This window comes from Streptomyces adelaidensis (assembly GCF_016598475.1).
Taxonomy (GTDB): domain Bacteria; phylum Actinomycetota; class Actinomycetes; order Streptomycetales; family Streptomycetaceae; genus Streptomyces; species Streptomyces adelaidensis.
The window spans coordinates 16,917-40,264 of record NZ_JAEMUX010000012.1 but is presented as its reverse complement, the minus strand read 5'-3'; the positions used below and the strand labels follow the sequence as shown (position 1 = coordinate 40,264).

21 protein-coding genes are annotated in these 23,348 nt (G+C 72.0%); 10 read left to right on the top strand and 11 right to left on the bottom strand.

Annotated elements, in window-relative coordinates:
* Positions 1-8 precede the first annotated feature (8 nt).
* From I8N67_RS09480 to I8N67_RS09470, 3 genes are all read right to left on the bottom strand, one after another.
* On the bottom strand, positions 9-1,019 hold the full coding sequence (locus I8N67_RS09480) for an LLM class F420-dependent oxidoreductase (protein WP_200302164.1): 1,011 nt from the start codon (positions 1,017-1,019) through the stop codon (positions 9-11).
* Between the two features lie 106 nt (positions 1,020-1,125).
* Positions 1,126-1,968 (bottom strand): DUF5336 domain-containing protein, encoded by an 843-nt coding sequence (locus tag I8N67_RS09475; protein ID WP_200302163.1) that lies wholly within the window; start codon positions 1,966-1,968, stop codon positions 1,126-1,128.
* 357 nt (positions 1,969-2,325) lie between these two features.
* Positions 2,326-3,288, bottom strand: coding sequence for an N-acetylmuramoyl-L-alanine amidase (locus I8N67_RS09470; protein ID WP_200302162.1), 963 nt, complete (start codon positions 3,286-3,288; stop codon positions 2,326-2,328).
* Between the two features lie 75 nt (positions 3,289-3,363).
* Between I8N67_RS09470 and I8N67_RS09465 the strand changes: the two genes are divergently transcribed.
* Positions 3,364-4,077 (top strand): hypothetical protein, encoded by a 714-nt coding sequence (locus I8N67_RS09465; protein ID WP_200302161.1) that lies wholly within the window; start codon positions 3,364-3,366, stop codon positions 4,075-4,077.
* Between the two features lie 158 nt (positions 4,078-4,235).
* On the top strand, positions 4,236-6,338 hold the full coding sequence (locus I8N67_RS09460; RefSeq protein ID WP_200302160.1) for a restriction endonuclease: 2,103 nt from the start codon (positions 4,236-4,238) through the stop codon (positions 6,336-6,338).
* A gap of 33 nt (positions 6,339-6,371) precedes the next feature.
* Here I8N67_RS09460 and I8N67_RS09455 read toward each other — a convergent pair whose 3' ends face one another.
* Together I8N67_RS09455 and I8N67_RS09450 are read right to left on the bottom strand one after the other, a co-directional pair.
* Positions 6,372-7,082 (bottom strand): class I SAM-dependent methyltransferase, encoded by a 711-nt coding sequence (locus I8N67_RS09455; protein WP_200302159.1) that lies wholly within the window; start codon positions 7,080-7,082, stop codon positions 6,372-6,374.
* A 128-nt stretch (positions 7,083-7,210) separates the two neighbouring features.
* Positions 7,211-8,794 (bottom strand): MFS transporter, encoded by a 1,584-nt coding sequence (locus tag I8N67_RS09450; RefSeq protein ID WP_234045382.1) that lies wholly within the window; start codon positions 8,792-8,794, stop codon positions 7,211-7,213.
* Positions 8,795-8,997: 203 nt separating this feature from the next.
* On the opposite strand from I8N67_RS09450, the gene I8N67_RS09445 reads away from it, so the two are divergent.
* Together I8N67_RS09445 and I8N67_RS09440 are read left to right on the top strand one after the other, a co-directional pair.
* The gene (locus I8N67_RS09445) at positions 8,998-9,537 is read left to right on the top strand and encodes a SigE family RNA polymerase sigma factor (RefSeq protein WP_200302158.1); all 540 of its coding nucleotides are present in this window, start codon (positions 8,998-9,000) and stop codon (positions 9,535-9,537) included.
* Positions 9,538-9,729: 192 nt separating this feature from the next.
* Positions 9,730-10,572 (top strand): hypothetical protein, encoded by an 843-nt coding sequence (locus I8N67_RS09440; RefSeq protein WP_200302157.1) that lies wholly within the window; start codon positions 9,730-9,732, stop codon positions 10,570-10,572.
* Between the two features lie 271 nt (positions 10,573-10,843).
* Here I8N67_RS09440 and I8N67_RS09435 read toward each other — a convergent pair whose 3' ends face one another.
* On the bottom strand, positions 10,844-11,476 hold the full coding sequence (locus I8N67_RS09435; RefSeq protein ID WP_200302323.1) for a response regulator transcription factor: 633 nt from the start codon (positions 11,474-11,476) through the stop codon (positions 10,844-10,846).
* Positions 11,477-11,613: 137 nt separating this feature from the next.
* A complete protein-coding gene (locus I8N67_RS09430; RefSeq protein ID WP_200302156.1) occupies positions 11,614-12,900 on the bottom strand; it encodes a sensor histidine kinase in 1,287 nt (428 codons plus the stop codon).
* A 321-nt stretch (positions 12,901-13,221) separates the two neighbouring features.
* Here I8N67_RS09430 and chsH3 point away from each other — a divergent pair, with 321 nt between their 5' ends.
* The 3 genes from chsH3 (at position 13,222) to I8N67_RS09410 (ending at position 16,521) form a co-directional block, all read left to right on the top strand.
* The gene (gene chsH3 / locus I8N67_RS09425; RefSeq protein WP_234045381.1) at positions 13,222-14,190 is read left to right on the top strand and encodes an enoyl-CoA hydratase ChsH3; all 969 of its coding nucleotides are present in this window, start codon (positions 13,222-13,224) and stop codon (positions 14,188-14,190) included.
* Between the two features lie 118 nt (positions 14,191-14,308).
* A complete protein-coding gene (locus I8N67_RS09420; RefSeq protein WP_200302155.1) occupies positions 14,309-15,385 on the top strand; it encodes a Zn-dependent alcohol dehydrogenase in 1,077 nt (358 codons plus the stop codon).
* A gap of 164 nt (positions 15,386-15,549) precedes the next feature.
* Positions 15,550-16,521: a 3-oxoacyl-ACP reductase gene (locus I8N67_RS09410; protein ID WP_200302154.1), complete on the top strand. Its 972-nt coding sequence runs from the start codon at positions 15,550-15,552 to the stop codon at positions 16,519-16,521.
* A 238-nt stretch (positions 16,522-16,759) separates the two neighbouring features.
* On the opposite strand, the gene I8N67_RS09405 is transcribed toward I8N67_RS09410, so the two are convergent.
* Together I8N67_RS09405 and I8N67_RS09400 are read right to left on the bottom strand one after the other, a co-directional pair.
* Entirely contained in the window at positions 16,760-16,918 is a 159-nt protein-coding gene (locus I8N67_RS09405; RefSeq protein WP_200302153.1) for a hypothetical protein, read from the bottom strand.
* Positions 16,919-17,052: 134 nt separating this feature from the next.
* Positions 17,053-18,450: a hypothetical protein gene (locus I8N67_RS09400; protein ID WP_200302152.1), complete on the bottom strand. Its 1,398-nt coding sequence runs from the start codon at positions 18,448-18,450 to the stop codon at positions 17,053-17,055.
* A 232-nt stretch (positions 18,451-18,682) separates the two neighbouring features.
* Between I8N67_RS09400 and I8N67_RS09395 the strand changes: the two genes are divergently transcribed.
* From I8N67_RS09395 to I8N67_RS09385, 3 genes are read left to right on the top strand one after another with little or no spacing between them, the layout of a single operon-like run.
* Positions 18,683-19,609, top strand: a complete 927-nt coding sequence (locus I8N67_RS09395; protein WP_200302151.1) for a Nif3-like dinuclear metal center hexameric protein — start codon at positions 18,683-18,685, stop codon at positions 19,607-19,609.
* Entirely contained in the window at positions 19,606-20,349 is a 744-nt protein-coding gene (locus tag I8N67_RS09390) for a zinc ribbon domain-containing protein (protein WP_200302321.1), read from the top strand. The genes I8N67_RS09395 and I8N67_RS09390 overlap by 4 nt, the downstream gene beginning before the upstream one ends.
* Positions 20,350-20,405: 56 nt before the next feature.
* Positions 20,406-21,668: a bifunctional RNase H/acid phosphatase gene (locus tag I8N67_RS09385; RefSeq protein ID WP_200302150.1), complete on the top strand. Its 1,263-nt coding sequence runs from the start codon at positions 20,406-20,408 to the stop codon at positions 21,666-21,668.
* A 36-nt stretch (positions 21,669-21,704) separates the two neighbouring features.
* Here I8N67_RS09385 and eda read toward each other — a convergent pair whose 3' ends face one another.
* Positions 21,705-22,361, bottom strand: a complete 657-nt coding sequence (gene eda, locus I8N67_RS09380) for a bifunctional 4-hydroxy-2-oxoglutarate aldolase/2-dehydro-3-deoxy-phosphogluconate aldolase (RefSeq protein WP_200302149.1) — start codon at positions 22,359-22,361, stop codon at positions 21,705-21,707.
* Positions 22,362-22,440: 79 nt separating this feature from the next.
* The gene (yaaA, locus tag I8N67_RS09375) at positions 22,441-23,223 is read right to left on the bottom strand and encodes a peroxide stress protein YaaA (RefSeq protein ID WP_200302148.1); all 783 of its coding nucleotides are present in this window, start codon (positions 23,221-23,223) and stop codon (positions 22,441-22,443) included.
* Positions 23,224-23,348 lie beyond the last annotated feature (125 nt).

Sequence of the window (23,348 nt, the reverse complement as noted above, 5' to 3'; positions counted from 1 at the left end):
TCGATGGGTCAGGTGTTGAGCTCGGCCAGCACCCGCAGCGTGTGCGGATCGGGGCCGAGGAGCAGCAGGTCCGTCACCGGCCCCTTCCGCCACAACTCCAGCCGCTCCGCGATCCGTTCACGCGGCCCGATGAGGGAGATCTCGTCGGCGAAGGTGTCCGGTACGGCGAGTACGGCCTCCTCTCGCCGCCCGTCGAGGAAGAGCTGCTGGATGTGCCGGGCCTCCTCCTCGTATCCCATGCGGGCCATGAGATCGGCGTGGAAGTTGCGCTTGGCGTGGCCCATCCCGCCGATGTAGAAGCCGAGCATCGCCTTCACGGGCAGCAGCCCTTCGGCGACGTCGTCGCAGACCTTCGCCCGGGCCATGGGCGCGATGAGGAACCCTTCGGGTACGTCGGTCAGCGACGCCTCGTAGACATCGGTCCTCGTCGGCGACCAGTACAAAGGCAGCCAGCCGTCCGCGATCCGGATCGTCTGCGCGATGTTCTTCGGCCCCTCGGCGCCGAGCAGGACCGGGAGGTCGGACCGCAGGGGGTGGGTGATGGACTTCAGCGTCTTGCCGATGCCGGTGCCGTCCGGCCCGTCGTACGGGAGGGGGTGGAAGCGGCCGTCCAGCTCAACAGGGGCCTCACGCCTCAGGACTTGGCGTACGACGTCGACGTACTCCCTGGTCGCGGTCAGCGGGGACTTCGGGAACGGCCGCCCGTACCAGCCCTCGACGACCTGTGGCCCGGAGAGCCCGAGACCGAGCAGCACGCGCCCGCCGGAAAGATGGTCCAGGGTCAGGGCGTGCATCGCGGTGGTGGTCGGCGACCGGGCGGCCATCTGCGCAATCGCCGTGCCCAACTTGATCGTTGACGTCTGCGCGGCGATCCAGGTGAGCGGGGTGAAGGCGTCCGAGCCCCACGACTCGGCGGTCCACACCGAGTCGTAGCCGAGCCGCTCCGCCTCCCGCGCGAGCGGGACATGGTCCGCCGAGGGGCCGCGCCCCCAGTAACCGAGTGCCACACCGAGCCGCATACGCCTGCCTCTTGACGGTACGTCAGCCACGCCGGGCGGGAGGCGACTGTACGGCAACGGCCCCTCGCTCGGAAGAGCGAAGGGCCGTTGCCGTACGACGAGGTGATCAGCCGCGCTGGATGCCGCTGGTGTCCTGCAGGACACCGCGACGGCCGTCCTGCGTCTGGGCCACCAGGTTGGCGCCGCGCTGCTCGACCGCCAGGTACCAGGTGCCCGGCGCCAGTTCGGCGATCGCCGACTGCGAACCGTCCTCCGCGAACAGCGGACGGGCCACCGGCACCGCGAACCAGAACGGCGAGAAGTCACCGGCCGGCGGCTGCGGCGCCGCCGCCTGCTGCTGCGGAGCACCGAACGGCGCCCCCGGCTGACCGGGCTGTCCGGGCTGGCCCGGCTGTCCGGGCTGGCCCGCACCGTAGGGCGCCTGCGCACCGGCACCCGGGTAGCCGTAACCACCGGGCGGCTGGCCGCCGTACGGCAGCGGGGCCGCCGGACGCGGCGCACCGACGAGGGCGGCCTTGAGGGCGGGGACGAGGGGGGTGGCGATGGCGGCGGCGGCGAGGACCAGCGCGGCGATCAGGCCGAGGATGAGCCCGGCACCGGAGTCGGGCTCCGAGCCTCCGAAGGTGCCCAGCAGTTCCTCCATCGCCCCGAACGGGTCGATGATCGACCAGAACGAGGTCCACGCGGCGAAGATCGTCAGGGCCACCCCGAGCTGGCCGACGTCGAGACCGACGACCTTGGGCGGCTGCGGCAGCGCACGGGCGAGGACGATCAGCACCGCACCGACGATGCCGGCGACGTACATGCTCATCACCAAGCCGAGGTTGTCCCAGGCATTGGGGATGTCGTCGCCGGAGCCGTCGAACGTGTCGAGGAACGACGCGATGAACAGCAATACCGCTGCTCCGATCACGACGCCGTCGCCTCTGGTGAGGGAGCGGATATTCACTTCAGGTCCTTCGTCAGTCGTCTCGTCATCGGTGGAGGCGTCGCCGTCACCATGTCGCCGTCAGGCCGTGGTGGGAAGCGCGGGGGTGGCTCCTCATCGTAGGGACGACCATATCGTCCGACCGACGTGGGTGTCCGCCGGGATGATCTCGGTGATCACGACCCGCCCGCTACCCTCGCAGGAAACTCACGATTCCCTCAGAGTTCCCCCGCGCCGCTTTCTGCCGCCAGGCACCGCTGGTCAACAGTGCCGCGTCATGGATACCGCGCATCCCGGCACACTCGGTGAACACGGCGGGAACTGTTGACAGATTGAGACCGCATTCGGAATTCCCCCCCACCCGAAGAGGAGAGTTGTTCAGTTTTCCAGGAAGCTCGTGATGCCGTCGGAGAGTCCCTGTGCCGCCTTCTGTCGCCAGGCACCGCTGGTCAACAGTGCCGCGTCCTTGCTGTCGCGCATGTTGCCGCACTCGATGAACACCTTGGGGGCGGTGGACAGGTTGAGGCCGCCGAGGTCCTTGCGGGTGACGAGGCCGGTGCCGTCGCCCACGTAGTTGGAGGGGGCGCTGCCGGTGGCGCGGACGAACCGGCCGGCGATGCGCTCGCCGAGTTCGCGGGAGGACGCGACGATGGGGCGCGTATCGGCGGCGCCCGAGTTCACCGAGCCCGGCAGGATCACATGGAAACCGCGGTTGCCCGCGCCCGAGCCGTCCGCGTGGATCGACACCACCGCGTCCGCTTCCGCCTCGTTCCCGATCCGTGCCCGCTCGTCGATGCACGGACCCCAGGCCCGGTCCCCGTCCTGCGTGAACTTCACCGTGGCGCCCTGCTCTTGGAGGAGCGTCCGCAGCCGCCGTGCGACGTCCAGCGTGAACTTGGCTTCCATATAACCGTCGTTGGTGGTCGTCCCCGTCGTGTCGCACTCCTTCGAGCCCGTCCCGATGTTCACCTTGCGGTTGATCTCGGTGGTGTGCTGGAAGTTGCCGGGGTTGTGCCCCGGGTCGATCACGACGACCTTGCCCTTGAGGGGGCCGGTGGGGGCGGGGGCGGAGGAGGAGGGAGAGGCGGAAGGGCTCGCCGCCTTGCTGTCGTCGCCGCCGGACGGGCCGGCGGACTCCGAAGGAGTGGTCGCCGCCCGGGTCCCCGGCACCGCCGCCCGGTCCGACCCGCTGTCACCGCCGCCCGAATCCCCGGTGGCCTGCCAGACGCCCCATCCGGCCACCGCCCCCACCGTGATCGCGGCCACCGCCACGGTCAGCGGACGGCGAAGAGGGGAACGGCGGGGCTGGGGCGGATCGAAGTCCGGGCCTACGTACGACACGTCTGCCACCTTACGGGGCGGGTCCGGTGTCGGTGGGTCTGGACTGGCCGGTCGTCGTCAGGTCAGAGTACGAGGATGCTGGAGGTGCTGATCGCGGTTCTCGGGGCGGTGGTGGGCGCGTCGGCGCTCCTCGTGAGCATCGCGGGGCACCGGCACAACGTTCGCCAGGCCGAGCGGCTGGCGGAGCGGGAACGCCGTATCGAGGCCCGGGAACGCGAGGCGGATCAGCGGGAGAGACTGACCCAGTCGTCGATGCTGCACGTGGCGATGGTCAGCGGCCCGTCCGTCCTGGCCGACGGCTTCGTGCGCTGGCGCCTCGAAGCGGTCAACACCAGCAACCAGCCGCTCCTCCAGGTCGCCGTCCACTACGACGGCGTACGCCTCGACGCCCGCGAGGTCCTGCCCGCCGGCGGCGCGCTCACCGTGAACCTCCCCACGGCCTCCACCGCCGGCGCCCCACCCTCGGCCCTGCTCTGCTCCGTCGACTTCACCGACACCTCCGGCAGCCGCTGGCGCCGGCTGGCGACCGGCGGACTCCAGCCGCAGGCGGCGGGCGGCGGCGAGGCCCACTGGTATGCGCCGGTGGCACCGATCGTCAGCCCGCACGTACCGATGAGCCGACCGGATCCCGGCGGTATCCCTGGTGGCCCGCCCCCGGATTTCTCTACGCCGCCGTTCGCGGGCCGCCCGATGGAGCCGCTGTCCCGACGGGCCCACCGGCCCGCCGTGGCGGCCGTGATCCTCGCCGTGGCGGCCGCCGTGTACTTGATCGTCCGGTACGTGGGCTAGAGCGGCGCCGAGCGCTGAGTGCCGCGTGTCGCGTGTTGAGTGCTGACCGGCGATGGGCGGATTCACCAGTACGGGATAAAGTCGTGCGGTTACGTCGGGTTGTGGGGCAGTGCTTCGCCATGCGGTGCGCGGAGCTCTGGGGGGAGGGCCTGAAGCGCATGAGTCGTCGCTCCAACGGGTTGGCCGGAATCTGGGCAGAGGCCCAACGCCAGCAGCAGCGCCAGTCGGAGGCGCGGGCCAGGCAGCAGCGGGAGTACGAGCGACAACAGCGCGCGTACCAGCGGGACGTGGTCCGCAGCCAGCGGGAGCAGCAGGCGGCGTACCGGCAGCAGCGCGAGGCGGAGGCGCGGCGCCGCACGGAGGAAATGGACGCGCGGGTCGCGGCCTTGGAAGGGCTGCTGGTCGCGGGCTGCCGGGCACCGGCGTTCGGCGCGGGCTCCCTCGGCCGTACCGAGCGGCTGGAGCCGTTCGCGCCGGGGCCGCTCGCCCACCCGGTGCCCATGCCGGACCCCAACCACTACCAGGCGCAGGGCGGCGGCTGGACCGCCCAGCGCCGGGCCCAGGCACAGGCCGAGGCGCGCGCCCGGTTCGAGTACGACTGGCACGCCGCGCAGGCCGCCGAGGCGCAGCGCCAGGAGCAACTGGCCGGGTACCAGCGGCAGTACGAGCAGTGGGCCGAGGGACAACGGGCGGAGATCCGGCGGCACAACGCCGGGATCGCGGAGATGACGGCGGCGCTGCGGGGCGGCGACCCGGAAGCCGCGGTCGACTACTTCTCCGCCGCCCTCTACGCCTCGGCCGCGTGGCCCGACGGCTTCCCCCGGGCGATCTCCGCGGCGTACGACCCGGCGGCACGGCAACTGGTCCTCGACTGGGAGCTGCCCAGGTACGACGTCGTGCCCGAGACGAAGACCGTCGTCTACATGCCGAGCGTCGACCAGGACAAGGAACGGCCGCGTCCGGTCACCCAGCGGCGGGCGCTGTACCGGGACGTCCTCGCGCAGTGCGTCCTCCTGGTGCTGCACGACCTCTTCGCCGCCGACGAGTTCGGCGCGCTGGAATCCGTCGCCCTCAACGGGTTCGTGGACGACCACGATCCGGTGACCGGCAGGCGGGCCCAGATCTTCCTGGCGACCGTCATGGCGTCCCGGCCGGTGTTCTCCCGGCTGAACCTGGAGCAGGTGAGCGCCGTCGACTGCCTGTCGGACGGGCTCCGGGGCCAGCTGTCCGCCCGCCCGGACCAACGCACCCCCGTACGGACCGGGCGCCGGCCCGACGACGTCGGCGACGTCGTCGTCACCCACGGTGGCGACGAGGACCCCGACCTGCTGGAGATGGACCCCATCGCCTTCGAAGGGCTGGTCGCGGAACTCTTCCGGGCCATGGGCATGCAGGCGGTCACCACCCAGCGCTCGAACGACGGCGGGGTGGACGTCGACGCCCTGGACCCCGCCCCGATCCGGGGCGGCAAGATCGTCGTCCAGGTCAAGCGCTACCGGAACACCGTCCCGCCGACCGCCGTCCGCGACCTGTACGGCACGGTCCAGGACGCCGGCGCCAACAAGGGTGTCCTGGTCACGACGTCCAAGTTCGGCCCGGGCTCGCACACCTTCGCCAACGGCAAACCGCTCGAACTGGTCTCAGGCCGCGAACTCGTCGACCTGCTGCACCGGCACGGGCTGCGGGGGCGGCTGGGGACGGGGGAGCGGGGCGGTCCGGCCGCTCCCGCCGTTCCCGCGCAGCGGACGGCGCCGGACGACGGGGACACGGGCCCCGACGACTACAGCGTGCTCGGCATGTCCTGGACCGGCCGCGTCGCCCTCGACGTCTGCGCCCTGGTCTGCCAGGGCAACCGGGTCCTCAGCGACGACCACTTCGTGTTCTTCAACAACCTCCGGACCCCTGACGGGGCGGTCAGAGCCGTCCCGCCGACCGCACCGGACAAGGCCGCGATCCAGGTGTCCTTCGACGCCCTCCCGGCCACCGCCGACCGCTTCGTCCTGGTCGCGGCGATCGACCCCGCCGCCAACCCCGAGGCCGACCTCGCCGGCTTCACCGACGCCCACATCCGCCTGCTGGACCCCTCCCGCGCCGAACAGGGCCGACTGGAGGTCTCCGACGGCCGCTCCGGCGAGACCGCCCTGGTCCTCGGCTCCTTCCGCCGCCGGGCCAACGGCGACTGGGACTTCGTCATCGGCGGCAAGGGATACGGGGGTGGTCTGGAGGAACTGGTCCAGGACTACGGGATAGAGGTGGCGTAGGGGGCCCAAGTGGGCCCAAGTGGGCCCGACGGATCAGATCCCCGTACCCGTACCCGTACCCGTACCCGTACTTGTACCGGTCCCCGTCCGCCGCAGCACCCGCAGCGAGTCCGTCGCCGAGACCTCCGTGAAGGCGCCGGAGGCGAGGGCGCGGAGGTAGACGCGGTACGGCGCCTGGCCGGTGAACTCGTCCTCGGGGTCGGGGAAGACGTCGTGGATGACGAGGAGGCCGCCGGGAGCGACGTGCGGGGCCCAGCCCTCGTAGTCGGCGGTGGCGTGCTCGTCGGTGTGGCCGCCGTCGATGAAGACGAGGGCGAGCGGGGTGCCCCAGAAGGCGGCGACCTGCGGGGAACGGCCGACGACCGCGACCACGTGGTCCTCCAGGCCCGCCCGGTGCAGGGTGCGGCGGAACGTGGGGAGCGTGTCCATGCGGCCCACCTCGGGGTCGACGGTGGACTCGTCGTGGTAGTCCCAGCCGGGCTGCTGCTCCTCGCTGCCCCGGTGGTGGTCGACCGTGATCGCCGTGACCCCGGCCTCGCGGGCCGCGTCGCCCAGCAGGATCGTGGAACGGCCGCAGTACGTGCCGACCTCCAGCAGCGGCAGCCCGAGCCGCCCCGCCTCCACCGCCGCCGCGTACAGGGCCAGCCCCTCACCCACGGGCATGAACCCCTTGGCCGACTCGAAGGCGGCGAGGATCTCCGGCTTGGGGGCAGAGGGTGGGGCGGGGGCGGGGGCCGCGGACATGGGTCCTCCGTGATGTCGTACGTACGCGCGGACGGGGACCGTACGAGCCGTCACGCTCGCTTCGCTCGTACGTTCCCGAGGGCGCCCCATGCTGCCACGTGGGTGGTCGTCGGCCGCGGGGGCCTCGGTCAGGAAACCCGCTCGGCCGGACGTACGACGGTGGAGGCGTCCTTCTCGTCGCTCAGCTTGTCGGTCCCGCCGCTCGCGCGGAGCGTCAGGCCGGGGGTGGGGCGGCGGCCCGGCAGGAACACCGCGAGGACGATGCCGACGGCGACCGCGGCCGTGGCGATCAGGAAGGAGACGCGGAAGCCGTGCATGGTGGGGATCGCTACGCCGCCGACGTGGTTCGCGGTGTTGGCCAGCACCATGCCGATGACGGCGCTCGACATGGACGTGCCGATGGAGCGCATGAGGGAGTTGAGACCGTTCGCGGCGCCCGTCTCGGACGGGTCCACGGCGCCGATGATCAGCGCCGGGAGCGAGGAGTAGGCGAGGCCGATACCCGCGCCCAGGACCACCGAGATGACCACGGTCTGCCAGGCGGCGCTCATCAGGCCGAGCCCGGCGCCGTAGCCGATCGCGATGATCAGCAGGCCGAGGATGAGGGTGCTCTTGGGGCCGTACTTGGTGGAGATCCGGGCGTAGACGGGCGCGGTGAACATCATCGTCAGGCCCAGCGGGGCCACGCACAGGCCCGCGACGACCATCGACTGACCGAGGCCGTAGCCGGTGGAGGAGGGGAGCTGGAGGAGCTGCGGCAGGACGAGGGAGACGACGTAGAAGGAGACGCCGACCATGATCGAGGCGAGGTTGGTGAGGAGTACCTCGCGGCGGGCGGTCGTGCGCAGGTCCACCAGGGGGGCGGGAATGCGCAGCTCCAGGACGCCCCAGAGGAGCAGGACCACGGCCGACGCGGCGAACAGGCCGAGCGTGGACGCGGAGGTCCAGCCCCAGTCGCTGCCCTTGGTGATCGGCAGGAGGAAGAGGATGAGGCCCGCGGAGAGGCCGAGCGCGCCGAGATAGTCGAAGGTGCCCTGCGCGCGCGCCTTCGTCTCCGGTACGGCGACGAGGGTCAGCAGGATGGAGAGGACACCGAGGCCGGCGGCACCGAAGAAGAGGACGTGCCAGTCGGTGTTCTGGGCGACCGCGGCGGCGAGCGGCAGCGCGAGTCCACCGCCGACGCCTATGGACGAGCTCATCAGGGCCATGGCGGAGCCGAGACGTTCGCGGGGCAGTTCGTCGCGCATCAGGCCGATGCCCAGCGGGATCACGCCCATGGAGAAGCCCTGCAGGGTACGGCCGACGATCATGGGGGCGAGTTCACTGGTGAACCCGCTGATCAGGGCGCCGACCACCATCACGGCCAGGCTGGCGAGCAGCATGCGGCGCTTGCCGACGAGGTCGCCCAGGCGGCCCATGATCGGGGTGGCCACGGCACCCGCGAGCAGGGTGGAGGTCAGGACCCAGGTGGCGTTGCTGGGGGAGGTGTCCAGCAGTTGCGGCAGATCCTTGATCACCGGGACGAGCAGGGTCTGCATCACCGCGACCACGATGCCCGCGAAGGCCAGCACCGGGACGATCGCGCCGTTTGCTCCGGTCGCTCCGGTCGCTCCGGTCCTTCCAGCCGCTCCCGACGCGCCCGACGCGCCCGACGCTCCGGTCGCTCCCGTGGTGGGCCGCTCGGGTGTCGGCGATGTGTGCTGCTGCGTCATTGCGCGGGGCCTCCTGGCCGGGGTGAGAGGTACGTGTCACCTGAACCTTGTGTGCCGGGGCAACTATTCCGTTGTTTTGAGTGACTAACGAAATCTTGACTTGCCCATGGGGAAATGACGTGCCGTCAGGGCCGGAATTCCCTGCGGGGCGGGGCAACGGAATCGGGCCCTCGTGGACTGTTAAAGACATCTAGGAGGTGCTCATGGGGGATCGGAAGCAGGCCGGGGACGAGGAGTTCCAGAGCTTCCTCATCGGCCGCTGGCCACGGCTGATGCGTACGGCATTTCTCCTCACGGGGGAGCAGCACGCCGCGGAGGACCTGGTCCAGACGACGCTGGAGCAGGTGTTCGTGGCCTGGCGCCGGGTCAGCTCCAGGGACGACCCGGACACCTACGTCCGGCGCGTGATGATCAACGCCCACGCGCGCAAGCACCGCAGACGCCTCAAGGAGTTCCTGGCGCCCAGGAGCGACTCGGACCTGGTGCCCGAGCTGCCCGACAGCGGGGACCGCATCGCCCAGGCCGACGACCGAAGCGCCCTGCTGACAGCCCTCTCCCAATTGCCGCCGCGCCAGCGCGAAGCCGTGGTCCTGCGGTACTGGGAGGACCTGAGCGAGAGCCGGACCGCGGAGGCGATGGGCTGTTCCGTGGGCGCGGTGAAGAGCAACGCGGCGAAGGGGATCGCGAAGCTCCGCGCCATACCGGGACTCGCCGAGACAGTGACGCAGGGAGGCCGGAGGTGAAGGAAGCGAGGGGGGGCGAACGGTGCGGACGGCACGAACGGCACGGATGGCGTGAACAGCGCGGACGGCGTGAACAGCGTGGACGGTGAGAACGGTGAGAACGGTGAGAACAGTGCGGACGGAGCGAACAGCGCGTACGGAATGAACGATGCGGATGGTACAGACGGCGCGAACAGGGAGGCGATCCAGAACATGACGCACCGCGACGGCACGCCCGGCGACATCACGCACAGCACCGCGCTGGAGCGGGACATCGCCCTTCTGCTGGCCGACGCGGCCGGCGAGGTCGAGATCGGTATAGCCCCCTATCAGGCGGTGGTACGGGGCGGGCGGCGCCGCAAGGCCCGCCGTTGGGCGGTTGCCGCTGCCGCCGCCGTGGTGATCGCGGGCTCCACGGGGACGCTGGCGCTGGCCGGGGTGGCGGACGGGAACGGAGGCCGGGTGGCACCGGCGGCCACGGCACCCGTGACATCCGAGGCTCGTCATCTGGGCGAGCCGTGGCGGATCGCACTGGCCGAGGGGCGGGACCAGGGCACGGTCTGGCAGGTGAGCATCGATGTCTGGGAGGCGCCGAGGAACAGGGCGGAGGCGGCTGACCAGCTCGCCGAGATGGGCCTGTTCGGGGATGTGCCGACGGGCCTGGACGGCGCGGCCGATCTCGTGGGCAAGACCTGGAACTTCGTTCATCTGACCCTGGGCAGCGACCAGATGGGCGCGGTGATCGACGGTGAGGCCGACGCCCTGTCGGGCACGGACCTGGAGGTCTACTCGACGGTCCTCCGCACCGGCGGCGACCGGGACAAGGACGGCGCCCCCGAGCGCCTCGTCATCGGCACGGTCGCTCCCACCGCCCAACAGGTACGCGTCACCTGGTCCGACGGCACCACCACGAACGTCAACCACGTCACGGACCTCCCCTACTACGCGGACCTGCGCAACCCGCGCATCGTCGAGGTGAAGGGCGCCCAGACCAACTGGTTCGTGGCGCTGGCTCCGGAGGGGGTGGGATACGAGTCGGCGAAGGTGACGAAGTGACGGGGCCGGGGCGGGGCACGGGGTGAGCGGGTGACCGGGTGAGGCGGTGAGCGTGGCGGGTGGCTGGGTTCTCCACGGGGTGGGCAGCCGGTGGTTGCTCGGGGGCTGGGTGCTCGACGGGGGTGAGTAGCCGGCCGTTGGCCGGGGGTTTCCCACGGGGTCGGCACCCATGGGGGGTGGCCGGGCGTCGGGTGTCCCACGGGGGTGCGCATCCGCCGGTCGGTCGGCGGCTGGGTGTCCCACGGGGGTGTGCACCCGGCGGCCGAGGCGGCTAGAGCCAGCCCTGTTGTCGGGCCTCGCGCATTGCTTCCATGCGGTTGCGGGTGCCTGTTTTGCCGATGGCTGAGGAGAGGTAGTTGCGGACGGTGGACTCGGAGAGGTGGAGCCGGACGGCGATGTCGGCGACGGTGGCGCCGTCGGCGGAGGCGTTGAGGGCGTCGCGTTCGCGGGCGGTGAGCGGGTTGGGCCCGGCGCTCAGCGCGGCCGTGGCGAGGGCCGGATCGACGACGGTCTCCCCGGTCAGCACCCGGCGGATGGCCTGGGCCAGCTCCTCCACGGGCCCGTCCTTGACCAGGAACCCGGCGGCGCCCGCGTCCATGGCCCGGCGCAGATATCCCGGCCGGCCGAAGGTGGTGAGGATCAGCACCCGGCAGTCGGGCGCCTCGTCCCGCAGCTCGGCGGCGGCGTCCAGGCCGCTCATCCCGGGCAGCTCGATGTCCAGCAGAGCGACATCCGGCCGATGGGTCAGCGCCGCGTCCACGATCGCGTCACCCCGCCCGACCTGCGCCACGACCTGGATGTCCGCCTCCATACCCAACAGCAGCGCGAGCGCGCCCCGCATCATCATCTGGTCCTCGGCGAGCAGAACCCTGATGGACCTTGCGGGCCGGTGGTCCCGCGGCATCTCGTTCACGGCCCAAGGGTAGGGCGGCGGGGGCGGTTCCGACGGATGTGCGGGCCGTTCGGGGCGGCGGTGCGAGCGGCCGTCGGGCGCCGCGCACGGAGCGCGGCGCCCTTGCGACTCGGTCCGGCCGGCCCCGATCAGGCGCACGGCTCCGGCGCGGGCTTCGGGTCCGACGCAGGCTCCGGTTTCGGATCCGGCGCGGGCTCCGGCAGCTCCGGGCCGTCACCCGGCTCCGGTGTCATGGGCAGTTCCGCCGTGACGACGAAGCCGTGTCGGCGGGGGTCCGGTCCGGCGTGGAGGGTGCCGCCGGCCGCGGTGAGGCGTTCGGTCAGGCCCTTCAGCCCGTTGGGGGTGATGCCGGGGGACGAGGTGGGCGGGGGAGTGGTGGTGCGGGGGCCGTTGTCGGTGATGGTCAGGCGGGTGTGGTCGGTGGTCGTGGAGAGGGTGATGGCGCAGTGGGTGGCGTGAGTGTGGCGTACGACGTTGGTGATCGCCTCGCGGACGACCCAGCTCAGCAGGGCCTCGGCCCGGGGCGTCGGGGGCGGGCCGGAGCGGCTTACGGCGAGGGTCGTGCCGGTGGCCGACAGGACGGAGTCCGCGCGGGCCAGTTCCGTGGTGAGGCTGCCCTCGCGATAGCCGGTCACGGCCTCGCGGATCTCGGTGAGGGCCTGGCGGCCGACCGACTCGATGTCCGTGATCTGGGCGATCGCCGCGCCCGGGTCGTGCGGGGCGACACGGCGGGCCGCCTCCGACTTCACCACGATCACCGACAGCGTGTGGCCGAGGAGGTCGTGCAGATCGCGGGAGAAGCGGAGGCGTTCCTTCTCCACCGCGCGGTGGGCCAGCTCCTCGCGGGCGGCGCGCAGTTGTCGTACGGCCTCGGAGAGGGAGAGGAGCGCGGCCGTCACCATCACGGAGATGAGGGTGCCGTAGGCCACGTTGATCGCGTCCCAGCCGTCGCGGACCGCGGAGACGCCGCCGGCGAGCGCGGTCACCGCCAGCCCGGTCCGGCCCAGCAGCGGGCCCCGCATGACGGCGCCCACGGCCAGACCGAGCAGCGGGAAGAAGTTCAGCCAGCTGCCGCCGTAGGCGAGGGCCAGGCCGCAGGCGACCAGGCCGAGCAGGACGAGCGCGAGCCGGGTGGAGGGGGACTCGCGCTTCTCCTTCACGAAGGCGCGCATGACCACGCAGATGTAGAGGGAGTTGAAGGTGAGGAGGCCGAGACCGCCGATCCAGGGGTTCGGGGCGCGGCCCTGCACAAGGTTGGCGAAGGCGCCCATCCCCATCAGCAGCCATGGCAGCAGGGTGAGAGCGGTGGGCGGCGGGCCCGGTTCCTCCGGCGCCCCGGACCGGCCGCCACGGCGCACCGCCCGCCACGAGAATCGAGTCGGCCTGTCCCCTGTGCACGTTTGCGTCTGCGTCATGCTTCGACACTACGAAGACGACGCGACGCCCGGCAGATGCGGTTGTACGGAGTCCGGCGGGACAAATGTCATGGCCGAGCGGCCCCATATCTGACGTACTGTCAGGAGCCTTCACAAGTGCACGGAGCTCGGCTATACAGAGGGTCGCCGGACTGGAACGCGTTCTAGAAGGGCGGGTTCCGGGCCCCTGTGACGACCTCGGTGCGGCCGCTGGTGCGGACGGTCGTACCGAGGTTCCCCAACGCCCCACCACCGCGCCCCCATCCCGTACGCCACACGCCGCCGCACCCCCTGCCGGACGGGTCGTGAGACAGGAGCCCCATGCCCATCGACGCAGCCAAGGCCCTCGCGGCCGAGCCCCGTTCCGCCGAGATCGAGTGGACCCGTAAGGACGTCCTGCTCTACCACCTCGGCATCGGCGCCGGTATCCCCGCGACCGACCCCGGCGAGCTGCGCTACACCCTGGAGTCCCGGCTGCATGTTCTGCCGAGCTTCGCCACCGTCGCGGGCGCGGGCTCGCCCGACGTGATCGGCGGCCTCGACGTACCCGGCGTCGACGTGGACCTCGCCAAGGTGCTGCACGGCGGCCAGCGCGTCGAGTCGCACCGGCCGATCCCGGTCGAGGGCCGGGCCACCGCGACCTCGCGCGTGGCGGCGGTGTACGACAAGGGCAAGGCGGCCGTTCTGGTGATGCGGACCGAAGTGGTCGACACCGACGGCCCGTTGTGGACGAACGAGGCCCAGATCTTCGTACGGGGAGAAGGCGGCTGGGGTGGTGAGCGCGGGCCGTCCGCCCGCCGGGAACCGCCGACGACCGCACCCGACAAGGAGGTCGAGCGGGTCGTCCGAGAGGACCAGGCGCTGCTCTACCGTCTCTCCGGCGACTGGAACCCGTTGCACGCCGACCCGGAGTTCGCCGGCCGCGCCGGGTTCGACCGGCCGATCCTGCACGGGCTGTGCACCTACGGGATGACGTTGAAGGCCGTGGTGGACACGGTGCTCGGCGGGGACGTCGGCCGCGTCCGCGCGTACGGCACCCGCTTCGCGGGAGTCGTCTTCCCGGGCGAGACCCTCCGCATCCGCATGTGGCGGCCGGACGACAGTTCGGTGCGGGTGGCGGTGACCGCTGTCGAGCGGGACGACGCGCCGGTCCTGGCGGACACCCTCGTCGAGCACGAGGTCGAGCACGAGGTCGAGCACGAGGTCGAGCACGAGGTCGAGCACGAGGTCGAGCATGAGGTCGGGCACGAGGTCGGGCACGAGGTCGAGCATGAGGTCGGGCACGAATGAGCGACGGGATGCCGTTGAGCGACGCGATGCCGTTCCGGGCCAACCGGAAGGTCAGGGTCTCCTGACAGGTACTGCAAGTCCTACAGGTACTACAGGCACTCCTGAGGGGAGCCGCACCATGCGCGCAGCCGTACTGCACGAGATCGGCCAGGACAAGCTGGACGTGCTCGACGACGTCGAAGCGGTGGGGTTCGGGCCGGGCAGGGTCAGGATCCGGGTGCGAGCCACGGGGCTGTGCCACTCGGACCTGTCCGCCATGGCCGGGGTGCTGCCCCAGCCCGGCCCCTTCGTCCCCGGGCACGAAGGGGCCGGCGAGATACTCGAAGTCGGGGAGGGTGTACGGGACTTGAAGCCCGGCGACCGGGTCGTCGTGTGCTGGCTGCCGGCCTGCGGCAGCTGTCCGGCCTGCAAGCGCGGCCAGACCCAACTGTGCCTCGCCGGGTTCATGAACGCGGGCACGCCCAACTTCAGGCGGCCCGCCGGGGATGTCTTCGGCATGGCGGGCACCGGCACCTTCACCGAAGAGGTCGTCGTCGACGCGGGCTGCGCCGTGCCCATACCGGACGACGTGCCCTTCGACATCGCGGCCCTCATCGGCTGCGGCGTCACCACCGGGCTCGGCGCGGCCCTCAACACCGCCGATGTGGAGGCCGGTTCGTCGGTCGCCGTCATCGGCTGCGGCGGCGTCGGCATCTCGGCGATCCAGGGCGCCCGGCTCAAGGGCGCCGCCGAGATCGTCGCCGTCGACCCGGTGCCCTCCCGGCGCGAGGCGGCGCTCAGGTTCGGGGCCACCAGGGCGGTTTCGCCGGAGGAGCTGGCCGACGTCAAGCAGTCCGTCACCGCGGGCGAGGGCTTCGACTATGTCTTCGAGGTCGTCGGCCGCTCGACCACCGCCCGCACCGCGTACGAGACCACCCGGCGCGGCGGCACGCTCGTCGTCGTCGGCGCGGGCGCGCTGGACGACTTCCTCCAGCTCTCCATGTTCGAGCTGTTCTTCGACGAGAAGCGCATCCTGCCCTCCATGTACGGCGGCGGGGACATCCTGCGCTCCTACGAGCGGACCATCGCCCTCTGGCGGGCCGGCCGCGTCGACCTGGCCGGTCTGATCACCCACCGGGTGCCCCTCGCCGACATCAACGAGGCGCTCGACCAGATGCGGACGGGCACGGCGCTGCGGACCTGCATCGAGATCTGACACGTCAGAGGGGAACCTGGGCTCGACGAGAGCTCCATGAAGAGCGTGAACCGATCGGCCAACCGATCGGCCGACGAATCGGCCAACCGATCGGCCGACGAATCGGCCAACCGATCGGCCGACCAATCGGCCGACGAATCAGCTTCGGCGGAAGGGACTCGGCGGTGTCACTGCCCCTTGAAGGACTGTCCGCGATCGTCACCGGCGCGGGTCGCGGCCTCGGCCGCGCCGAGGCGCTGGAACTGGCCCGCCTGGGCGCGGCCGTCGTCGTCAACGACTACGGCCGGCCGGGGCGGGACGGTTCCGGGGAGACGGACACCGGGCCCGCCGAGGAGGTCGCGGCGTCGATCCGTGCGGCGGGCGGCCGTGCGGTGGCGCACACCGGGGACGTCTCCGACCACCAACAGGCGCGTGAACTGGTCGAGTCGGCCATAGCGGAGTTCGGCAAGCTGGACATCCTCGTCAACAACGCCGGCATCCTGCGCGACCGCATGGTCTTCTCCATGTCCGAGGAAGAGTGGGACACGGTTGTCCGGGTGCACCTCAAGGGGCACTTCAACACGACCCGGTTCGCCTCCGCCCACTGGCGTACGCGGGCGAAGTCGGGCGCGGGCGGGCCGGTGTACGGGCGCGTCGTGAACACCTCCTCCGAGGCCTTCCTCGCCGGCTCCGCCGGACAGCCCAACTACGCCGCCGCGAAGGGCGGAATCGTCGGGCTGACCACCTCCACGGCCCTCGCGCTCGCCAAGTACGGCGTCACGGCGAACGTCATCTGCCCGCGCGCCCGGACCCGGATGACCGAGGACGTCTTCGCGGGACTGCCCGGGGCGGCGGAAGGTGACCACACCGGCCTTGACCCCCTCGCCCCCGAACACGTCGCCCCACTCGTCGGATACCTGGCCTCGCCCGCCGCCGCACAGGTGAACGGGCAGCTCCTCGTCGTACACGGCGGCATGGTCGCGATCGTCGAACGGCCCCGGATACAGGCGAAGTTCGACACCAAGCAGGACGCGTTCACGTACGACGAGCTGGACGGGCTGCTCACGCCGTACTACGTCGACCGGCCGGAGGGGGAGACGTTCGCGGCGGCGGAGGTGCTCGGGCTGCGGCATGGGCGGGAGGTGGCGGGGGGCTGAGGCCGGTCGGGCTGAGGTCGGTCGGCTCATGTCGCCCTGTACGACGAGGCTGGTCGCTGGTCGCTGGTCGCTGGTCGCTGGTCGCTCGTCGCCGGCCGACGGGCCCAACGGAACGGCCCCGCCCATCAACCGGTGGTGATGAGCGGGGCCGGATGCCGCGATGGCCGGCTCTGGCATTCCGTACTGACGTCGCATTGACGTTTCTGCCAGAGCCGTCGGGAGGGGACTCGTCCCGCCCTCAGACGACCGTCGTCGACTCCGTCTGGCCGGCCGGCTTGCGGTGCCGTCCGTGCGGGGACGTCTCGGCCTCGTGGGCCGAGATCTGACCCCGGTGCTTGCCGTGACCTTCCGCCTCGTGGGGGTTGGCGGGAGGCTGGGTCGTGTGCGCGTCGCTCATGTGGTTGTCTTCACCCCGTCGCATGATCTTCTTGTCGGCGAGAGAGTTTAACGGGCCTCCACGTTCATCCGGAAAGCGCCCAAGGGCGTGTCGGCCGCCCCGCGCCCACCTCGCACGCAACGGCCACCTCACCGTCACCCGACCGTCACCTCCTCGGGCATTCGCCCCTCCAACGGGGCCTGCTGCAACGGCACGGGCCGGGCCACGACCGGCGGCGAGGGGGGCGACGTGAGGGAGGGCACGGGGGACGGCGCGGGCGGCGCCTCCGTCGCCGGAGCAGTCGCCGTCGGCTCCGGAGCCTGCGGCCCTTGCGGGGGTTCCTCCGCCCCCTCCCCCCAAGGCACTCCCACCCGAGCCACCCCGCACCGCACCACCCCTGTGGCGTAGGGCAGTTGCAGCACGCCCTGTTGGCTCCACAGCCCCGCCCCCGCCAACCAGCCCTCGGGGGCGGGTAGATGGTGGACCTGGCGAGAGGCCGGGCGCCACATGCCGAGCCAACTGCCCCGGACGCCGTCGACGCGCAAGGCGACCGCGCAGCTCTCGGGGGTCAGGATCTGGCCCGGCTGGATGGCGAACGGGGTGATGCGGTGGCCGTCGGGAACCCGCAGGCACTCCGGGAAGCGGACCGGCAGCGTGCTGCCCAGCACGCCCCAGCCGAGCCGGTCGTCGCCGGGGGAGGGCGCGTCGGAGCGGATCAGGAGCAGCCCGCTGTCCGGGTCGGCGAGCAGGACGCGGTCGTTGCTGTCGTCCGCGATCTGGAGCAGCGGCGAGACCGTGCCGCCCTGCTCCAGGTCGACCGCCACCGACTTCGTCCGGCCGCCCAACTCCTGGTCCAGGGCGAGCAGCCGGCCCGTCCCGTCCAGCCAGACCCCGCCCGAGCACCGCCCCGGCACCTCCGCCAGCAGCTCCGGGCCGAACGTTCCGCCCGCCACCAGCCACACCGCCGTGGCGCTCCGGCCCAGGACGAGGGCGTACGCCCGCTCCCCGCACGGCGCGGGCGGCAGCAGCCGTACCTCGGCCGCCGGATCGGCGCACTCCACCGCGCCGAGCGGCAGTTCGCCGGTGCCGGGCCCGGTCGGGTAGAGGAGCGAGAACAGGTGCCGGTCGGCCGCCAGCCGGTGGATGAGGACCCGGCCGTCGGTCAGGGGGAGCACCTCGGTGCCGGGCTCCTCCGGCTGGTTGCCGGGCAGGGGGACGGCGTACGGCTCGGGGCCGTCCAGGGTCCAGCGCTCGGGGAACCAGGACTCGCCGTCCAGGGCGAGGCGCGCCGCGTACGTACCGTCGGCGGTGATCACGCAGCCGGGCGGTGACGCGGACCGCTCGATGCCGTCGGTCCCGCCATGGCCACCACTGCCTTCGCTGCCGCCATGGCCACCACTGCCGTCGGCCCCGCCAAGCGCGCCGTTCCCGTGGGTCCCGTCGTTCTCGCCGATCGCGTGTTGCCCCGTCCCGTTCCCGTTCCCGTTTCCGTTTCCGTTCCCGTTCTCGCTCCCGTGGCCCGTCGCGGGTGAGGGGGATGCACAGGCCGTCATCGTTCGATCACCTCCGGCGACGAAGCTAGTTTTCGCACGCACAGACGTGGGACAACCGGGACCCCCTTCACACATAAGGGTGCTCGTCGCCCGATTCGCCTGAGGGAACGGCGGCAGATGTGCTGGCCGACGCGCCGAAGCGGGAGGTCGGTCGGCTGGGACGCGAGAGGCGGGGCAGGTCAAGTGACCCGCGGCCGGTCGGGGACGGGAGCAGTACGGGTAGCCTTTGTCCGTGCCCCGTCTGTCTGAAGTCATCACCGCGCTCGACGCCCTCTGGCCGCCCGAGAGGGCCGAGGGATGGGATGCGGTCGGCACGGTCTGCGGAGACCCCGACCAGGAGGTCGCACGGGTCCTGTTCGCCGTCGATCCCGTCCGGGACATCGTCGAGGAAGCGGTGAAGCTGGGCGCGGACCTGCTGGTCACCCACCATCCGCTCTATCTGCGCGGTACGACGACGGTGGCGGCCTCCACCTTCAAGGGCCGGGTCGTGCACACGCTCATCAAGCACGACATCGCGTTGCACGTCGCCCACACCAACGCCGACACCGCCGACCCGGGAGTCAGCGACGCCCTCGCCGGCGCGCTGGACCTGCGGGTCCTACGCCCGCTCGTACCGGACCCGGCCGACCCCACCGGGCGGCGCGGCCTCGGCCGGATCTGCGAGCTGGACCACCCGCTGACCGTACGGGAGCTGGCCGCGCGGGCCGCCGAGCGGCTGCCGGCCACCGCGCAGGGCATCCGGGTGGCCGGCGACCCCGAGGCGCTCGTCCGCACGGTCGCCGTCAGCGGCGGCTCCGGCGACAGCCTCTTCGAACAGGTCCGCGCGGCGGGCGTCGACGCCTTCCTCACCGCCGACCTGCGCCACCACCCGGTCTCGGAAGCCCGGGCGCATGACACCGTGGGCGCGCACAGCCCGCTCGCGCTGCTCGACGCCGCGCACTGGGCCACCGAATGGCCCTGGTGCGAACTGGCCGCCGCCCAGCTCGACGAGATCTCCGACCGGGAGGGATGGGGACTGCGCGTCCACGTCTCGAAGACGGTCACCGACCCCTGGACCGCCCACGCGGCGTCCACCCACCCGTCGCCCACCACCGCCCCTCCGACGAGCGCCTCGCGCGCCCCCTCTTCTTTCACCGAAACACCGGGAGCCCCCAACTGAACGCCGAGCCCGCCGACCAGATCCGCCTTCTCGAAGTCCAGGCCCTCGACGTACGCCTGCAGCAGCTCGCCTACAAGCGGAGGTCGCTGCCCGAGCACGCCGAGATCGAGTCTCTGACGAAGGACCACACCCAGCTGCGCGACCTGCTCGTGGCGGCGCAGACCGAGGAGAGTGACACCGCCCGCGAGCAGACCAAGGCCGAGCAGGACGTGGACCAGGTGCGTCAGCGTGCCGTCCGCGACCAGCAGCGCCTGGACTCGGGCGCGGTCAGCTCCCCGAAGGACCTGGAGAACCTCCAGCGCGAGATCACCTCCCTCGCCAAGCGGCAGGGCGACCTGGAGGACATCGTCCTGGAGGTCATGGAGCGCCGGGAGTCCGCGCAGGAGCGGGTCGCCGAGCTCACCGAGCGGGTCGGCTCCGTCCAGGGGAAGGTCGACGACGCGACCGCGCGCCGTGACGCCACCTTCGAGCAGCTCGACGGTGAGGCCGCCTCGGTGACCAAGGAGCGCGAGGTCATCGCCGCCGTCATCCCCGCCGACCTCCTCAAGCTCTACGACAAGCTGCGCGAGCAGCAGGGCGGCATCGGCGCGGCCAAGCTCTACCAGCGCAGCTGTCAGGGCTGCCGCCAGGAGCTCGCCATCACCGAGCTGAGCGAGATCCGCAAGGCCCCGTCCGACCTGGTCGTCCGCTGCGAGAACTGCCGCCGCATCCTGGTGCGCACGGCGGAGTCCGGCCTGTAAGGGGCACGTGGTCAGAGCACGTGGTCAGAGCACGTGGTCAGAGGCAAGAGGGTTACGTGGTAAGGGAGTTCATCGTCGAGGCCGACGGCGGTTCCCGGGGCAACCCGGGGCCCGCGGGCTACGGTTCCGTCGTCCTCGACCCGGTGACGGGCGAGGCGTTGGCGGAGGCCGCCGAGTACATCGGGGTCGCCACGAACAACGTCGCCGAGTACCGGGGGCTCATCGCGGGCCTGAAGGCGGCGTACGCGCTGGATCCGACGGCCGCCGTCCGGGTCCGGATGGACTCCAAGCTCGTCGTCGAGCAGATGTCGGGCCGCTGGAAGATCAAGCACCCCGGCATGAAGCCGCTCGCCGCCGAGGCCGCCCGGGTCTACCCGCCTGATCAGGTCACCTACGAGTGGATCCCCCGCGACCTGAACAAGCACGCCGACCGCCTCGCCAACGAGGCGATGGACGCGGGGAAGCGCGGCGAACAGTGGTCGCCGTCCGCGTCCACGGCGGAGCTGGACGCCCGCGCGGCGAGAACCGCCCTCCCCGAGCCGTCGGGCCCGCCCGGGGACGCGACGGCCGGCGCGGCGAAGGCGCGGGCGGCACTGGCGGAGGCGGCAAAGGCGAAGGCGGAGGCGGCGCAGGCGACCAAGGCCGCCGCCGATCTCCGCGCCGCCAAGAACATCGCCTCCGCCGCCCCCGATCTGGGCGCGCCCGCCACCTTCGTCCTGCTGCGCCACGGCGAGACCCCGCTGACCCCCCAGAAGCGGTTCTCGGGGAGCGGCGGTTCGGACCCCTCCCTCTCGGACGTCGGCCGGTACCAGGCGGAGCGGGTCGCCGCCGCGCTGGCCGCCCGGGGGACGATCCAGGAGGTCGTGTCGTCGCCGCTGGCCCGCTGCCGGGAGACGGCGGGGATCGTCGCGGCCCGCCTGGGCCTCAAGGTGACCGTCGAGGACGGGCTGCGGGAGACGGACTTCGGCGCGTGGGAGGGGCTGAGCTTCGGCGAGGTGCGGGAGCGGTACCCGGACGACATGAACGCCTGGCTGGCCTCACCGGACGCCGGACCCACCGGCGGCGGCGAGAGCTTCGAGGCCGTGGCCCATCGGGTCGCCGCCACCCGGGACGAGCTCATCGCGGCGCACAGGGGCCGTACGGTCCTGCTCGTCAGCCACGTCACACCGATCAAGACCCTGGTACGCCTGGCTCTCGGCGCGCCCTCGGAGTCCCTGTTCCGCATGGAGCTGGCCGCCGCCTCGCTGTCGGCCCTGGCCTACTACGCGGACGGCAACGCGACCCTCCGGCTCCTCAACGACACCTCACATCTGCGCTGAGGCATTGAGGCATTGAGGCATTGAGGCATTGAGGCATTACTGAGCGGGGCTGCCGCCGAGCGCCGCGGCGGTCCGGGCCAGCTCCTCGATCCGCCCCCAGTCCCGCGCGGCCACCGCGTCCGCCGGAAGCATCCAAGTGCCGCCCACACAGCCGACGTTGGGGAGGGCCAGGTACTCCGGTGCGTTGCCCGGCCCGATGCCGCCGGTCGGGCAGAAGCGGGCCTGCGGGAGGGGACCGGCGAGCGACCTCAGATACGCCGTGCCGCCCGCCGCCTGCGCCGGGAAGAACTTCATCTCCCGCACCCCGCGCTCCAGCAGCGCCACCACCTCCGAGGTGGTCGACACCCCCGGCAGGAACGGCACCCCGGACACCTGCATGGCGTCGAGCAGTACGTCCGTCCAGCCCGGGCTCACCAGGAAGCGGCCGCCCGCCGCGACGGCCTCCCCCACCTGCGCGGGGGTGATGACCGTGCCCACTCCGACCACCGCCGCCGGCACCTCCGCCGCGATCGCCCGTACGGCGTCCAGCGCGGCCGGCGTCCGCAGGGTCACCTCGATCGCCGGCAGCCCGCCCGCGACCAGGGCCCGCGCCAGCGGCACCGCGTCGGAGGGGTCGTCGACGACGACCACCGGCAGGACGGGCGCCAGGTCGAGGACGGAGGCGTACGACGACGAGGGCAGCGGTGAGGACATGCCTTCATCGTGCCCGGGCCGCACACCATGCACAACGTGCGTTGCGCACAGTGCAATGCTCGGGGTGGGGGGAGGCGGGTCAGTGCACCTCGGTCACCAGCACATCCAGCCCCCACGCCTTCCCGGCCCCTGCCGCGGGCTCCACCTCCACGACATACCCAAGGTCCCGCAGCGCCTCCGCCAGCTCCGCCGGACCCTTCGGCGCGATCCCGGCCGACAGCAGACTCCGTACGATCCGGCCCTTGGTCGCCTTGTTGAAGTGGCTGACCACCTTCCGGGTCGGCGCGTGCAGCACCCGTACGGTCGCCGTCCGCCCGGCCACCTCGCCCTTCGGCCTCCACGCGGCCGTGTACGCCGAGGACCGCAGGTCCAGGACGAGGCCGTCGCCGGCCGCCTCGGGGAGCGCCGACGCCATCGGCGTACGCCAGTGTGTGCCGAGCGCGCCGACGCCGGGCAGCTTCACGCCCATCGAGCAGCGGTAGGAGGGGATCCGGTCCGTCACCCGGACCGCGCCCCACAGACCGGAGAAGACCAGCAGCGAGCGCGCCGCCCGCTGCTTCGCGGCGGTGTCCAGGGTGGCCAGGTCCAGGGCGTCGTACAGCACGCCCGTGTAGATCTGCCCGGCCGGGCGCGTGCCCGCCGTCAGCAGCTCCGTGTTCTTGGCGACCTCGCCGCGCAGCCCCTCGCTCAGGCCGAGCACCTCGCGCGCCTTGTCCTCGTCCCCCGCGCACAACTCGACCAGCTCACCGAGTACGGCCTCCCGTGCCCCGGTGAGCGCCGGGAGCGAAAGCCCCTCCAGTTTCAGGGGAGCGCCACCCGACGAGGGGGCCTTTCCTTCGGACGGGGGCAGCAGGACGAGCACGGGTGCTCCTTCTCATGACTCGTGGGGCTGACGAAAGCTCCGCGACAGCGTACGGGGTGGGGTGGGGCTCCGCCGGACCGGCCGAGGGCGCAGGTGGGCTGCCGTCGGGGTGTCCCCCGGGGCTG